The 13,032-nt window shown below is 40.7% G+C and carries 14 protein-coding genes; 4 read left to right on the top strand and 10 right to left on the bottom strand.

Going from position 1 to position 13,032, the window contains the following annotated elements; all coding sequences use genetic code 11:
* Window positions 1–58 precede the first annotated feature (58 nt).
* The 3 genes from CXM95_RS11200 to CXM95_RS11210 are packed head-to-tail and all read right to left on the bottom strand — an operon-like array spanning window position 59 to window position 3,014.
* The gene (locus tag CXM95_RS11200; RefSeq protein ID WP_086316298.1) at window positions 59–304 is read right to left on the bottom strand and encodes a hypothetical protein; all 246 of its coding nucleotides are present in this window, start codon (window positions 302–304) and stop codon (window positions 59–61) included.
* 1 nt (window position 305) lies between these two features.
* Entirely contained in the window at window positions 306–1,610 is a 1,305-nt protein-coding gene (locus CXM95_RS11205; RefSeq protein ID WP_086316299.1) for a PTS sugar transporter subunit IIC, read from the bottom strand.
* 12 nt (window positions 1,611–1,622) lie between these two features.
* Entirely contained in the window at window positions 1,623–3,014 is a 1,392-nt protein-coding gene (locus CXM95_RS11210) for a glycoside hydrolase family 1 protein (RefSeq protein ID WP_086316300.1), read from the bottom strand.
* Window positions 3,015–3,185: 171 nt separating this feature from the next.
* Between CXM95_RS11210 and CXM95_RS11215 the strand changes: the two genes are divergently transcribed.
* The gene (locus CXM95_RS11215; protein ID WP_086299339.1) at window positions 3,186–3,956 is read left to right on the top strand and encodes a MurR/RpiR family transcriptional regulator; all 771 of its coding nucleotides are present in this window, start codon (window positions 3,186–3,188) and stop codon (window positions 3,954–3,956) included.
* Window positions 3,957–3,980: 24 nt separating this feature from the next.
* Here CXM95_RS11215 and CXM95_RS11220 read toward each other — a convergent pair whose 3' ends face one another.
* Both CXM95_RS11220 and CXM95_RS11225 read right to left on the bottom strand, forming a co-directional pair.
* The gene (locus CXM95_RS11220) at window positions 3,981–4,718 is read right to left on the bottom strand and encodes a MurR/RpiR family transcriptional regulator (protein ID WP_086316301.1); all 738 of its coding nucleotides are present in this window, start codon (window positions 4,716–4,718) and stop codon (window positions 3,981–3,983) included.
* Between the two features lie 14 nt (window positions 4,719–4,732).
* Window positions 4,733–5,236 carry a GNAT family N-acetyltransferase gene (locus CXM95_RS11225; protein WP_086316302.1) on the bottom strand — a complete coding sequence of 168 codons (504 nt, stop codon included), beginning with the start codon at window positions 5,234–5,236 and terminating at the stop codon, window positions 4,733–4,735.
* Between the two features lie 171 nt (window positions 5,237–5,407).
* On the opposite strand from CXM95_RS11225, the gene CXM95_RS11235 reads away from it, so the two are divergent.
* The gene (locus CXM95_RS11235; protein WP_086317413.1) at window positions 5,408–5,671 is read left to right on the top strand and encodes a hypothetical protein; all 264 of its coding nucleotides are present in this window, start codon (window positions 5,408–5,410) and stop codon (window positions 5,669–5,671) included.
* Window positions 5,672–5,785: 114 nt separating this feature from the next.
* Here the strand turns inward: CXM95_RS11235 and CXM95_RS18860 are convergent, their stop codons facing one another.
* From CXM95_RS18860 to CXM95_RS11245, 3 genes are all read right to left on the bottom strand, one after another.
* Complete coding sequence (locus CXM95_RS18860; protein WP_005235207.1) at window positions 5,786–5,956, bottom strand: hypothetical protein; 171 nt, start codon at window positions 5,954–5,956, stop codon at window positions 5,786–5,788.
* A 131-nt stretch (window positions 5,957–6,087) separates the two neighbouring features.
* Window positions 6,088–6,963 carry a cation diffusion facilitator family transporter gene (locus tag CXM95_RS11240; RefSeq protein WP_101699170.1) on the bottom strand — a complete coding sequence of 292 codons (876 nt, stop codon included), beginning with the start codon at window positions 6,961–6,963 and terminating at the stop codon, window positions 6,088–6,090.
* Between the two features lie 199 nt (window positions 6,964–7,162).
* On the bottom strand, window positions 7,163–8,188 hold the full coding sequence (locus CXM95_RS11245) for an NAD(P)/FAD-dependent oxidoreductase (protein WP_005235204.1): 1,026 nt from the start codon (window positions 8,186–8,188) through the stop codon (window positions 7,163–7,165).
* A gap of 266 nt (window positions 8,189–8,454) precedes the next feature.
* Between CXM95_RS11245 and CXM95_RS11250 the strand changes: the two genes are divergently transcribed.
* Both CXM95_RS11250 and mprF read left to right on the top strand, forming a co-directional pair.
* Window positions 8,455–9,180 (top strand): alpha/beta fold hydrolase, encoded by a 726-nt coding sequence (locus CXM95_RS11250; protein WP_005235202.1) that lies wholly within the window; start codon window positions 8,455–8,457, stop codon window positions 9,178–9,180.
* Window positions 9,181–9,182: 2 nt separating this feature from the next.
* Window positions 9,183–11,729 (top strand): bifunctional lysylphosphatidylglycerol flippase/synthetase MprF, encoded by a 2,547-nt coding sequence (gene mprF, locus CXM95_RS11255; protein ID WP_101699171.1) that lies wholly within the window; start codon window positions 9,183–9,185, stop codon window positions 11,727–11,729.
* A gap of 65 nt (window positions 11,730–11,794) precedes the next feature.
* On the opposite strand, the gene CXM95_RS11260 is transcribed toward mprF, so the two are convergent.
* Both CXM95_RS11260 and CXM95_RS11265 read right to left on the bottom strand, forming a co-directional pair.
* Window positions 11,795–12,754 carry an SPFH domain-containing protein gene (locus tag CXM95_RS11260; protein ID WP_005235198.1) on the bottom strand — a complete coding sequence of 320 codons (960 nt, stop codon included), beginning with the start codon at window positions 12,752–12,754 and terminating at the stop codon, window positions 11,795–11,797.
* On the bottom strand, window positions 12,751–13,026 hold the full coding sequence (locus tag CXM95_RS11265) for a hypothetical protein (RefSeq protein ID WP_016620494.1): 276 nt from the start codon (window positions 13,024–13,026) through the stop codon (window positions 12,751–12,753). Before CXM95_RS11265 ends, CXM95_RS11260 begins: the two co-directional genes overlap by 4 nt.
* Between the last annotated feature and the right edge of the window lie 6 nt (window positions 13,027–13,032).

Consider the following 13,032-nt stretch of genomic DNA (forward strand, 5'->3'; position numbering starts at 1 on the left):
AACAGTAGATAGAATAATCTTTTCGCAATAACATTTCCTACAATAACCATCAAGCGTCCTATCGTTGTCCTTTCGGTCGATACTGATACATAAATCGATTTTGGATGACGGTACAATTGATAATAAGTAACAAAATGAAAACTGGTGCCAAAGGAGTGCGGATCAACAAGAAAAACAAACTGAGTAAGAAAAGTAAGGAAACAAGTAATAGTTTCCAAAAAGCCAGCGTGATTTTGGCATTATTTTTTTCTAAAAGAAGATGGGTCAGAAAAATCAAGAGCAAACAACTCACTACTTGAACCATTCTACTCACCTTCTTTAGCTGTTTCTAGCTCTTGCGCCACTTGAAGTTTCTCAAATGCTTTAAAGAATGGATAGTAAATCGCTAATGAAACGAAGAAACAGACGAAGACCATCAAACAAGCAACCCAATTCCAATTTGAGGTAATCAATGCGCCAAGAGGTGCGGGAATCGAAAATGGTGGTTTGACCATCATCTTAGGAATCCAATCCAAAGCGGTAACGATATAGACTAAGATAGTATTAGCGATTGGCACAAGAATAAACGGAATTGCCAACAGTGGATTCATCACAATTGGCGTCCCAAAGATCATCGGTTCATTAATATTAAAAATCCCTGGTAAAATGGAAAGACGCCCCAATTGTTTTAAATAGTTTGAACGAGAGAACATAAACAAAACAACCAATGCAAGCGTTGATCCAGTACCACCCATTTGCGCATACCATTGATAAAATTGTTCGGTAAAAAGATTTGGTAGATCAAAGGCAGACATACCGTTTTGGAATAATTCCGCATTTTCTAAAATTGCTTGATCCCAAAATGGACGAATGATGGGTCCTAAAACGGCATGGCCATGAATACCCAATACCCAGAAAACGCAGATAACAAATTGTGTGATGATTCCGCCAACCAAATTATTGCCTGTTAAGAAACCTTTTAAAGGAGAGATGGCGATCGTCAGTAATCCATTTAAATCGAAGCCGAAAAAGTGGCGCGGAATCCAAAAGACTAAGATAACCAGCAAGGTTGGTAGGAGTGCCGCAAAGGATTCGCCTACAACAGGCGGTACGCCTTCTGGCATCTTGATTTCCAAGTTTTTTGCTTTTGTAAAATGATAAATCTCTACTGAAACTAGCGCCGCAATGATCGCACCGAATAATCCTTGTGATCCAAGTGAAGCGATGGGTAAATACCTTCCTGCAAGTACGGCATCTCCTGTCGTGCTGATGCCTTCCGCCAAATTGATTGGAACGACCATTAAAATCGTCGCTAACATGGATAAAAACCCACTTGTTATTCGATCGAGTTTGTAACTAGCACCTAAGTTGGAGCCGATCGTAAATGAGGCATAAAGAGACATTAACCCCACCGTAAATCGAAAAGGTATGTCAAGTGCCGGTAAATAAGGAGCGACCCATTCGGTATAACCAGGAATCGGCAAATTTAAAATAATGGTGAAAAAAGAGCCAACGATCGTGAGCGGCAAAATAGAAATCAACCCATTTCGAATTGCCTGCAAGTGCCGCTGCTGTCCAATAGCATTGGCAATCGGTAATAACTTCATTGCAACCGAGTCTAAAACTTTCATTATAAAACCCTCCTAAAATTCGTTTGAAAAACCATTTCTTTGAATCACTTCTTTAAACCATAGACCAGACTTTTTCATCGTTTTTTCTCCCGTTTCTAAATCCAGACGATAAAAGCCATAGCGATTTTTGAACGCATTCTGCCAACTCCAACAGTCCACAAATGTCCACATATGATACCCCAGACAGTTACTCCCCTCCATCATTGCTTGATGAAGCTTAATTAAATGCTCTTTTAAAAAAGCAATTCGGTAGTTGTCTTGCACTTGCCCCCCTTCGATAAATGTTTCTTCTCCCTGAATCCCGATGCCATTTTCTGAAACAAACCAATCAATATTCCCATATTCTAACTGGATTTTTTTAGCGATATCATACAAGCCATGAGGATAAATCTCAATCCCCCTTGAAGTATTCATTCTTCTGCCAGGCATCTCGTAATCATCGTAAAACCATTCTGGTGAGAAAACTCCCTCGGGATTAGGCAAAAATTCTTTGGCTTTCACTCGCCGTGGACGGTAATAATTGATCCCTAACAGATCAATCGTTGTTTCAGCAATCAAAGCAAGATCTTGTTCTTCCATTCGTGGCATTTGGTCGTAGCGCGTTAAAATAGCCTTTAACTCCTGTGGGTAACGACCCTTTAAAATCGCTTCATTAAGCGAGCGAGTATAGAAGAGGTCTGCCATTTCCGCTGCTTTTAAGTCGGCAGGATGCTGGCTTCTTGGGTAAACTGGGATCACATCCATGATGATACCGATTTTTCCTTGATAAGTTCCTTGTCGAAAGACCTTAACTGCCTCACAGTGAGCAAGGATGATATGGTGAAGTACTTGTGCCGCCCGTTTAAAATCTACTACATAAGGATAGTGTCGGTCATGCAAATAGCCGGCTTCTGCTGGAATCATCGGCTCATTAAAGGTAAACCAGTACGCAACTTTCTCATGAAATAGATCAAAACAAATTTTCGCATACGCCCGATACGCTTCGATGACCTCACGATTTTCAAATCCGCCGATTTCTTGTAATTTCATTGGCATGTCAAAGTGATAAAGATTGATAAACGGTTTGATGCCTCTTTGATTTAACCCATCAAGCATTCTGGTATAAAAGTCAACAGCTTCTGGATTAACTTCCCCTATACCTTCGGGAATAAGACGTGACCAAGAGATCGAAGTCCGAAAAGAATTAAAAGAAAGTGCCGCCATTCGATCCAAATCCGCTTCCATTTCCTGATAAAACCTTGATGTATGTTCTGTTGTAACTCCTTCAAAAAACCGATGGTTATAGTTTTTTGATGCATAATCCCAAATGTTTTCTCCTTTATTGTCTCCAGCTATCGTTCCTTCTGATTGTGTCGCACTCGTTGCTGCACCCCAGAAAAAGTCCTTCGAAAAATTATACTCCATGTCGCCCTCCTACAATTCCTTTTTTACTAAGCGAAGCATCCGCTTACATTATTGAACAACGAAAGTATAGCATGAAGTAAAATCAATATAATGTTATAATCCTAAATAGAGAACGTTTTCATCCCTTGTCATTTGTTCCACAAAAAAAACACTTTGTTACGGAGGTGCATCATGCTTTTTCTTGACTACAATCCTGAACTTACTGCACTAGAATACGAGGTTTACCGATTTGTATCAAAAAACTTGGCTTCAGTGTCTAAAATGAAGATGAAAGAACTTGCCAAAGAGACTCATACCAGTACTGCTAGTATTAGCCGCTTTTGCAAGAAATTTGAATGTGATACGTTTACCGAATTTAAGATCAATTTGCGCTTTTACTTAGATTCTCTCGTAAAATCCAAAATATCCGATAGTGATGAATCTCAAACAATTGATTTCTTAAAGCGAGTAAACCAGCCCTTTTTATCTGAGAGAATCAATCGAGCAACAGAGATTCTTAAGAACAAAAGCTTCGTTCTATTTATTGGATCAGGCTTATCTGAAACGATTGCGGAATATGGCGCACTCTATTTTACTGACTTGGGAAAAACGGCATTAAAAGTTGACGATCCCTCAAATTATCCTATCGACTGGTTTCCAGAAGACATATTGTGCAAAACCGGTATCATTGTTTTGTCGATTTCTGGGGAAACACAAGAAATGATTCGATACTTACAAAAGTTAAATCAAAAAGATTGTCAGATTATTGCCATCACGAATACCGAAGATTCAACCATCAGCCAGTTATCCGACTTGACGGTGCCCTATTACATCGAAAGAGAGACCATTTTTAAAGCCAGTCAGAAAAAAGAGAAAACCATTGAACTGACTTCTCAACTACCAGCAATCTATTTAATTGAAAAAATTGCCAAAAGAATACGCCTATCAGAAGAACTTCTCTGATAGACGCAGGTAGTTTCATTTTATTCAGCGATCTTCACAATCTGTAACTAAATCAAATAAAAGTTCCACCAAATAAATGGCTGGAATTTGTGAGGACAATGAATCAGCTTCTTGATTATCGGAATAATAATAAGCAAAATTTCGCTCAGATAGTTTAGCAATTGACGTTGTTGAACGATTTGTCAGTGAAATGGTTGAAATTCCAGCGAGGCTACATTCAGTGATCAAAGATTCAAGGAATGGATCGGCGCCTTTATTAGAAAAGACCAGCAACGTGGTTTCGCTACTTAAGGTTCGCCAAACGGATTTAATCGATGTTGCTTCTTCCTCTACGCTCACGATCTTATCTAAACGTGTAAACTTTTGTTGAGCATAGCTCAAAGCAAGTGTCGATTCCCTATCACTGGCTAAGATCAAAAGTTTTGCTTTACTTATTCGTTTGGCGATCGTTAATAATGTTTCTCGATAGAAGGATTCATCCATACGTTCAAAAAAATAGTGCAGGGCTTTTTTATCTTGTTTGAATAATCGATCAGTCTTTCCTTGTTTCTGTAACGTCTTTTTCAATTTGATTTTAAATTCTGAAAAACCTTCGCAATCAAATTTTCGACAAAACCGCAGAACAGTCGTTGAGCTAGTTTTTGTTGTATCAGCCAGTTCACGGATAGACATAGAACAGACTTCTGCTTGCTGATTTAAAACATATTGAAATAGTTGCCATTCTTTCTTACTGAACGACTTATTCTTGGCAGTGAGTTCCATTCGTTTTCTCCTTGTTACGCCCCTTCGTCTCCAGCAATCTTCTTCTCATAAATAAAATCATCCATAACAAATCCCGAACCAATCGTAACGGTGCGTTCAGAAACGCGTTCAAAGCCGCGATGTTCATAAACAGCGATCGCCTGCTGATTTTGTTTGTTGACGTTTAAATGCAACGTTTTGCCTGAGGCGATTTCCTCATACCAATCAAAGACTTGGCTGGCATAGCCTTTGCCTCTAGTGGATTGGTGGAGATACAATTTACTTAAATAAATCTGCTGCGGCGTTTCTTCATACGCTGTATACCCCACTGCTTGGTTACCTTCCATTAGTAAAAGATAGACGGCTCCTTGCTGGACTTCGTTTTGAATCGCTGCTGGTGATTGATAATGAGCCAGCATATACGCGACTTGATCCGAACCAATGATTGGTGTAAACACTTCTGGCCAGATTTCTTTGATCAAACGATCCAACGTTTGGAAGTCTTCTGGTGATTGAATGATTTTTTGTGTAATTGCCATAAGAATCCCTTCTCTCTGTTGCTGTGCGAAACAGAAACTCGCTTATAAATATCTCTATTATAAGGGAAGAACCAAAAAAAGAAAGGGCACGTTGAATAAAGATCCCTAAAAGTTTCAAAAGATGGTAAACTAGAAGTGAAAAAATAGCTACAAAAAGGAGGTAGCAATATGATGCAACTCTTACAACTACTTTTATTGGCAATCATTTTTGTTTCTTTCTTCATGGTGTTGATTGGATGGGTTTTATCGATGACCAATGGCTCGATCTTTTCTCGTTCTCCTCAGCAATTTAAAGCACACGCTCATGATCCTAACTATGAAAAAGAACGACAAGCAGGCAAGCGCTTGAAAGAGATTATATTTCGACGCATTATTCCTTTAGGAATAGCCTCTTTGCTCGTCTATGAATTAACCGCACTATTAAACGTCCTTTAAAAGTTTTTAAAAAGACTTGAACGAATCAAAAAATAACCGGCATCTTTTCCTGTTGATCAATGCTCCTTTCGCTTTCGCTGTGGGGAACATCAATGCATAAGATGCCGGTTTTTTTTATTTGCTTACTGCTGCTTTAGAGGCTTGAACTTTTTTCAGTAAAGCGAAGAGGACTTGGCTATCATCGATAGCCGCAATATATTGTTGGCAAATTGCCATCATTTCTGTTTCATCCATTTTATCTAAAGAAATAACTAATTCATTTTCTACTACCTGCTTATTATTCATAGGGCTCCCTACTTTCTTCCTTTGTTACCTCTAGTTTGCCATGAATGAGCAGGTTCCGTAAGAACTTTTCAGTTTACAAACAGGAAACGGGTGGTTTACATCCTTGTCCTACCAAGGTTTTGCCAGAAAATTTATTCGGTAGCTGGCTCAATGTGGATGTCGGTATCAAACACCTGAAAATGATCAGCTAAGAGATCTTCAATAGCATCTGCCACGTTATGACTCTTTTCAACCGTCAAAGATTTGTCCATCGTCACGACGACATCGAGAAAAACATTGGCACCATACATTCTTCCTCGAATCGATTTAACAGATTTCACTTCAGAAAAACCAGCGATTGCCGCTTCATACTCCACGACTAACGATTCATCAAACCCATCAGAAAGTGAAAAGGCACTCTCGCGAAAAATGTCAACGGCGGTTTTGATAATCAAAAGAGCTACCACGATCGCAGTCAAACTGTCTAACCAACCGATACCAAATGAGGCGGCAAAAATAGCGATCGCCGTTCCAATACTCGTCCACGCATCGCTGCGGTTGTCTTTAGCAGCTGCTAGCAAAGCGGAGCTTTTTACGCGAGCGGATAATCGCTTATTGTAGTAATACATACTATACATCAAAATAGCTGAAATGATACCGACGACTGCCGCAATCATATCGGGACTTTGCATTTCACCGAGTAGAATCGTTTGAATGGAGGACCATAAAACCTGCAGACCGACCGCCAGCATAATCAAGGATGTTACGAGACTCGCCACATTTTCTGCTTTCCAATGACCATATTTATGGTCTTCATCTGCTGGCTTTTGAGCCAAACGCAAACCGATCAAAACAGCGATAGAAGCTACGATATCCGTCGCATTGTTTAATCCATCCGCCCATAATCCTTCAGAGTTTGCCAAACGACCAATAACTAGTTTGGCGATGGAAACAAAAATGTAGGCAACGATACTTAAGATAGCGCCTCTTTCTGCTTGTTTTAATTCTGCATATCTTGTTTGATTCATGTCATCCCCTCCAATTAGTCAACTTGAAAATAATAGCTGAAATTTTCATCAATTGCATCATTTATTTGAGAGATTTTATTTTTTAGGAGTGGCAAACATTCACTTCTAGTGAAACGAATTTCTGTTCTGAGGCTACCAAAAAACAGGACACCAAAGGGAATCCTGTTTTTTGCTTTTTTTCTTTCACAAAGAATCGCTGCTACTCGTTCACCAGCAGCTGTCGATTTCTTTCACTGAATTTCTCGTTATGGGAAGAAACCATCGCCTGTGGGACACTGGTCGGCTCTAAATAGTGTTTGATTTGGTTGACTGCTTGCGCAGCATCTTGAAAGGCGCCTGCCAAAAGATTCACTTTGCCTTTGAAGTAATGGATGTCACCAGCTGCAAACACACCGGGATGGCTGGTTTTTGTTGGAATCTCACAGTTCAAATAAAAATCTTCATGACGTGCGAGATCAAAGGAAACTTTATCTAACAAGGCACTGTCCCGGTCATAGCCATGTTGGATCAACAAATGATCGCATAAAAAATCGATCGTTTCTTGGTTAGCACTGTTTTTTAATCTTAGAACCATATTGAAGGTTTCGGCTTGATTCACCCCGTCAATCGTGTGATTCATCAGCACTTGAATCCCTTCTGCTTTCATCTTCTTTACTTGTGCTTCATGGGCCTTCAATTTCTCGCCCCGATAACAAAGCGAAACTTTTGCCCCATAAGACGCCGCTTCAATCGCATAATCAACTGCTGCATCCCCGCCGCCAGAGATCACAAGATGTTTGCCTTGGATCGCTTGCTGGTCAGGAAACTGATAGTGGATATAGTTGTCGACATTATTATGGATGAAACAAGGCAATTTTTGCGGAGAAACGACACCGCCGCCAATACAAACTAAAACGGTGCGTCCAACATGGGTCCTCCCTTGGTCATCCACTGCATAAAAAAGATCGTCTTCCTTGGTCAATTCGATGATTTTCGTTTTCAGATAGATCGTTGGATCAAACAACTTAGCCTGTTCAATCAAGTGTTCTTTGACTTTCTTCCCCTTGGTTGGCGGCAATGCACCCACATCCCAGACCATTTTTTCAGGATAAAAATTGATCTTCCCGCCTAATTCGGCTTGTGCTTCAAACAATACGACCGATAGATCACGTAATCCAGCATAAAAACTCGCATAGAGCCCCGTGGGCCCTCCTCCGATAATCAGAACATCTGCTATAGTGGTCATTGGCTAGCCTCCCTTTCATAAATGAAAATCATTCTCAATTAGTTAGTTCGATTATAGTCAACGAAACCGTGTTTGTAAAGAATTTTCTGAAAACAAATTAATTAACTTAGTCGATTATTTTTATTTACATTGTAAAGAAAAAAGCCTTTTCCTAAATATCTGCTAAAGAAAAAATGAGTAGAATGTTATTTTTTCTCATTTTATCTAGTGATATGTTTGTGATAGCTACTGACTTCAAGGTATACTCTTAGAAAGTAGGTGAAAAAATGAAAGTTGAAAAATGTTACGCACCCTTACCGGATGGGTCTGTCCTCTATTATGAAAAAACCGGTTCAGGATGCCCTCTTTTTTTATTGCACGGAAATGGCGGTAGCAGTGCCTATTTCTCAAAGCAGGTCGACGCATTGCGACAAAAACATCAATTGTACTTAATCGATAGCCGTGGGCATGGCAAGTCCACTAACACACAGAAAAAGATCGATTTTTTTAAAATGGCAACGGATCTTTTAGCAATCATTCAGCAAGAAAATTTGTCTAAAATCGCCCTATTAGGATTTAGTGATGGGGCTAATCTAGCAATGGTCTTTTGTCATCTTTACCCTGAGTATGTTAGTTGTATGATTTTAAACTCGGGCAATACTGAGCCACGGGGAGTTAGACTCTTTTCTCGAATGGGGAGTGTCTTGCAATATCTGATCGTTTGGCTTTGTTCCCCATTCTCAAAAGGAATGCGGGGCTTTCTCCCTATTTTGGGATTGTTGTTTCGTCCAATCGGTTTATCTACAGCCGATTTGAATCACCTCAGTGTGCCGACATTGATTTTGGTCGGCAAACGTGATTCGATCAAGCTTTCCCATTCTTTTTATATTGCAAACAGTATCCCTCAGTCCAATTTTATCGTCGTCAAAGGACAAGGACATAGTTTTGCACGAAAGAATCCAGAGGTATTTAACACGAAAGTATTATCTTTTTTAGAAAAGGTCGGTGAATAACTATGAGAATCTTTACTTGGCTCCGCGACCACCGCTCACTGTTTAAAACACTCTTCTTGATTGCAGTAGCCGTGATCGTGTTGGGCGAACTGCTTTCATTAAGCAAGACGATCTCCATTGATCAATTAAAAGAGTTGTTTGCGCAACTGGCACTTTGGCGAGTGGCATTAATGGCTGTCATTGGGTTATTATGTGTCTTGCCAATGGTCTTATATGACATTGTCTTGAACCGCCTATTAGGGGACAAACCTGATCGCCGTTATTTGCTGGAAACCAGCTGGATCATCAACACTATGAACAACTTAATCGGCTTCGGCGGCTTCATCAGCATCGGATTACGCTCGGAATTTTACGGCAAAGGAAAAAAAGGCAAAGAAGTTGCCCAAGCAATTTCGAAGATTTTTATTTACCTGATGTCTGGTCTTTCGATTTTATCCCTTGCTGCACTAGCCTTCGTCTTATTTGGTCCAACGACAGATTATCTGCAACAGTATTGGATCTGGCTTTTAGGCGGTAGTCTTTATTTTCCAGTTGTCTATGCCCTTAGTTTTTCCAAAAAAAATGCTTACTTAGGTGGACTGCAACGGCGTGATCGTCTGCAGTTGATCGCCGCTTCCTTATTAGAATGGCTGGGTGTTTTTGCAGCCTTCTTTACGACTGGTCTCTTGATGGGCATCTCGGTGGATGTGTTTCAATTGTTGCCACTTTTCATCGCTGCCTCCGTGATTGGGATCGTTTCGATGATTCCCGGAGAACTTGGAACCTTTGATGTAATGATGATCATGGGAATGGGCTCACTGCAGATTCCCCGTGAAAGTGTCATTGCTTGGCTGTTGCTATTCCGCCTGTTTTATTACATCATTCCCTTTTTGATCGGTTTGCTTTTTTTCTCAAAAAATGTCGGCGTCTCCCTCAACCAGCGCTTTTCTGGTATTCCAAAAAGCTTGTTGTTGGAAGTGTTCCACAAGATCGAAGTGTTGCTGCTTTATTTGACGGGAACGATGTTGGTGCTCTCCGCCACGATTCCAGAAGCCTTTGATCAAATCAAATGGTTAGCCCACCTCAATCCGATTCGCTTGAATTTTGTGATGCAGTACCCGAGTATTTTTCTCGGTTACCTCTTTTTAATTGCCGGTCGAGGGATATCTGCCCGTGTCAGTCGCGCGTACGTGCCGACGCTTTTGTTGATTGCAGCAACAATCGGTTATGCTATTTTTGCGGGCTTCCGTTTTTCGACCATGCTGTTTCTTCTATTATTATTAGCAATCATGATTTTTTCAAAAAGCGAGTTGTTCCGTAAACAACTCGTCTTCTCGTGGGAATGGCTGACGATCGATGGTTTGTTAATTGGTTCGTTGACGATCCTCTATGTCATTATCGGGGTCTACAATATGCCTCATATCAATCGACATCCAACGCATCACCATTCGATGGATTTTTTGCTTTTCCCTTCTGAAAAATTATGGCTGCAAGGGTTCGTTGCGATTTTATTCGTCGCCATTGCGATGCTGCTGTTTGCCCGGTACTTGATGGGACCAAAACACCAATTAGGCGTCAGTGCTGCCACTGATAAAGTGAAACATGTTTTAAATACTTACGGTGGCAACAGCGACAGCCATCTGGTGTATCTAAAAGACAAGAAAGTATACGTGTATCCAGAAATTGGCGAGCCGACGGTCTTTTTTCAATTTACGACCTTTAATAACAAATGTTTAGTCATGGGGGATCCTTCTGGGAAGCAAGCAGACTTTCCACAGGCACTGGAAACTTTCTTAACAGAAATGGATCAATGGAATTATCTGCCGATCTTTTATGAAAGTAGTGAAGAAATGGTGATGCTGCTGCATGAATTTGGGTATGACTTTATCAAATTCGGTGAGAAAGCTTATGTGGATCTACCTAGCTTCACCCTCTCAGGAAAGAAAATGAAGGGACAGCGGGCATTGAACAATAAGATCACTAAAGAAGGCTTTACTTTTGATGTGCTCACCCCACCCTTTTCAGCCGAAACATTTGCAACGCTTAAGGAAATTTCTGACAACTGGCTAGATGGACGGAAAGAAAAAGGGTTCTCCCTTGGGTTCTTTTCAGAATCCTATCTAAGCACTGCACCAATTGCTGTCGTCCGTAATCAGCAACAGGAGATCGTCGCATTCGCTTCCTTTATGCCCACCTATCAAACAGGCCTAGCATCCATTGATTTGATGCGCCACGATCCTGAAAAAGCGCCGAATGGAACGATGGATTTCTTGTTTATTCAGCTATTCGACTATTTTAAAGAACAAGGCTACCAACAATTTGATTTAGGCATGGCACCATTAGCCAACGTTGGTACTTTCCGCAGCAGTTTCTTGCAAGAGCGGATCGCCTATCTCGTTTACACCTTTGGTTCTCGTTTCTATTCTTTTGAAGGGTTACGCGAATACAAACAGAAATATGCCGCTTCTTGGTCCCCTCGCTACATTTTATACTCTCGGGATAGTTGGATCGGGTATGTCATGATGGCCCTCTTGATCGTCGATAATCAATCGGCGGAAAAAACGAAGTAAAAAAGGTTCCCATACTCCTCTTTCTTCTCGGAGTATGGGAACCTTTTTCAATTGTTGTGCTTAACTTATTCAGCCGATTTAGATGGTGCATTTTCCCAAAGTTGTTTGACGACTGGAATATTTCCCAGTTCCGTCATATTTGATGGCAGAATGACCGTATTGGTATTGCTATTCACCACATCTCTGAAGGCTTCGATCCCTAGATATGATAGTGAGCGCTCGTCGAGCTGGCTTTCTTTGATTGCTTCATTGATGGCTAAAATCCGTTTGCGTTCAGCTTCAGTGATTTTCGCGATTCGTTCTGCTTCCGCCTCGGCATCAATCCGTACACGCTTTGCCCGCGCCTCGGCATCGATTTGAGTTTGTTCCGCTCGGGCTTCGGCGTCGATCGTCATTTGAGAAGCTTTGGCTTCTGCACTCAAGACTGAAGAAGATTTCTCACCTTGGGCTCTTGTGATCATCGATTCTTTGTCTCTAGAGGCAGTGATCAATTTGTTCATTGATTCAATGATTTCTTGCGAAACTTTGATTTCCCCAATGTTGATTCGGTCGATCGCTAAGCCATAGCCTGCCGTGATATCTTTGATTGAAGTAAACAACGCTACGTTGATTTCTTCAGTCCCATTTAAAACTTCATTTAAATCCATTTTCCCGATGATTCCCCGCAAGTTCGATTGGGCATCTTGGATCATTGAAACAACGGAGTTTTCATTTTCGTAGACAAAGGCACGCACATCTGTGACATGGTATTTGATTGCTTCATCAATTTGAACGATTACATTATCTTTTGTGATTGCACTTTGGGGTTCGATCTCCAAAGGAATCTGTTTCAAGGACACTCTTTCTCTAACTGTATACAAAATCGGAACAAGAAAATGAAGCCCTGGTTCCAATGTTCGAACGTACTTCCCAAAACTTTCGACAACTTTGACTTCCCCTTGACGAACGATCACAGCAGTGCTTGCAATCAGCCAAATCAGAATCACTAATACTAAAATAACTAAAATAATTTGGATAATGATCATTGTAAAAACCCTCTTCCATTTTCAAATAATGTATTGTTTACACGGGTCAATAAGACACCGTTTTCAACCCCGATAATCTCTAACATGACATTTTCAGCAGGAATCCCTGCAATCACCCGATATTCTGTATAGGTGCCATAAAGCCGTATATAGCCTGAATAATGATCCGTCAACGATCGAAAATAGCGCCCTACCGCTCGTTTTTCCATATAATCTACGATGATTTTCACCCTCTTTGCCTTCATGCAGTAAATTTGAAGCTTCAAACTCATTTGTTA

The sequence above is a fragment of the Enterococcus sp. CR-Ec1 genome (genome assembly GCF_002850555.1).
GTDB lineage: Bacteria > Bacillota > Bacilli > Lactobacillales > Enterococcaceae > Enterococcus_D > Enterococcus_D entomosocium.

Coding starts and splice junctions, on each gene's coding strand:
- CXM95_RS11200 (WP_086316298.1), bottom strand. CDS start 304: ATGGTTCAAGTAGTGAGTTGTTTGCTCTTGATTTTTCTGACCCATCTT.
- CXM95_RS11205 (WP_086316299.1), bottom strand. CDS start 1,610: ATGAAAGTTTTAGACTCGGTTGCAATGAAGTTATTACCGATTGCCAAT.
- CXM95_RS11210 (WP_086316300.1), bottom strand. CDS start 3,014: ATGGAGTATAATTTTTCGAAGGACTTTTTCTGGGGTGCAGCAACGAGT.
- CXM95_RS11215 (WP_086299339.1), top strand. CDS start 3,186: ATGCTTTTTCTTGACTACAATCCTGAACTTACTGCACTAGAATACGAG.
- CXM95_RS11220 (WP_086316301.1), bottom strand. CDS start 4,718: ATGGAACTCACTGCCAAGAATAAGTCGTTCAGTAAGAAAGAATGGCAA.
- CXM95_RS11225 (WP_086316302.1), bottom strand. CDS start 5,236: ATGGCAATTACACAAAAAATCATTCAATCACCAGAAGACTTCCAAACG.
- CXM95_RS11235 (WP_086317413.1), top strand. CDS start 5,408: ATGCAACTCTTACAACTACTTTTATTGGCAATCATTTTTGTTTCTTTC.
- CXM95_RS18860 (WP_005235207.1), bottom strand. CDS start 5,956: ATGAATAATAAGCAGGTAGTAGAAAATGAATTAGTTATTTCTTTAGAT.
- CXM95_RS11240 (WP_101699170.1), bottom strand. CDS start 6,963: ATGAATCAAACAAGATATGCAGAATTAAAACAAGCAGAAAGAGGCGCT.
- CXM95_RS11245 (WP_005235204.1), bottom strand. CDS start 8,188: ATGACCACTATAGCAGATGTTCTGATTATCGGAGGAGGGCCCACGGGG.
- CXM95_RS11250 (WP_005235202.1), top strand. CDS start 8,455: ATGAAAGTTGAAAAATGTTACGCACCCTTACCGGATGGGTCTGTCCTC.
- mprF (WP_101699171.1), top strand. CDS start 9,183: ATGAGAATCTTTACTTGGCTCCGCGACCACCGCTCACTGTTTAAAACA.
- CXM95_RS11260 (WP_005235198.1), bottom strand. CDS start 12,754: ATGATCATTATCCAAATTATTTTAGTTATTTTAGTATTAGTGATTCTG.
- CXM95_RS11265 (WP_016620494.1), bottom strand. CDS start 13,026: ATGAGTTTGAAGCTTCAAATTTACTGCATGAAGGCAAAGAGGGTGAAA.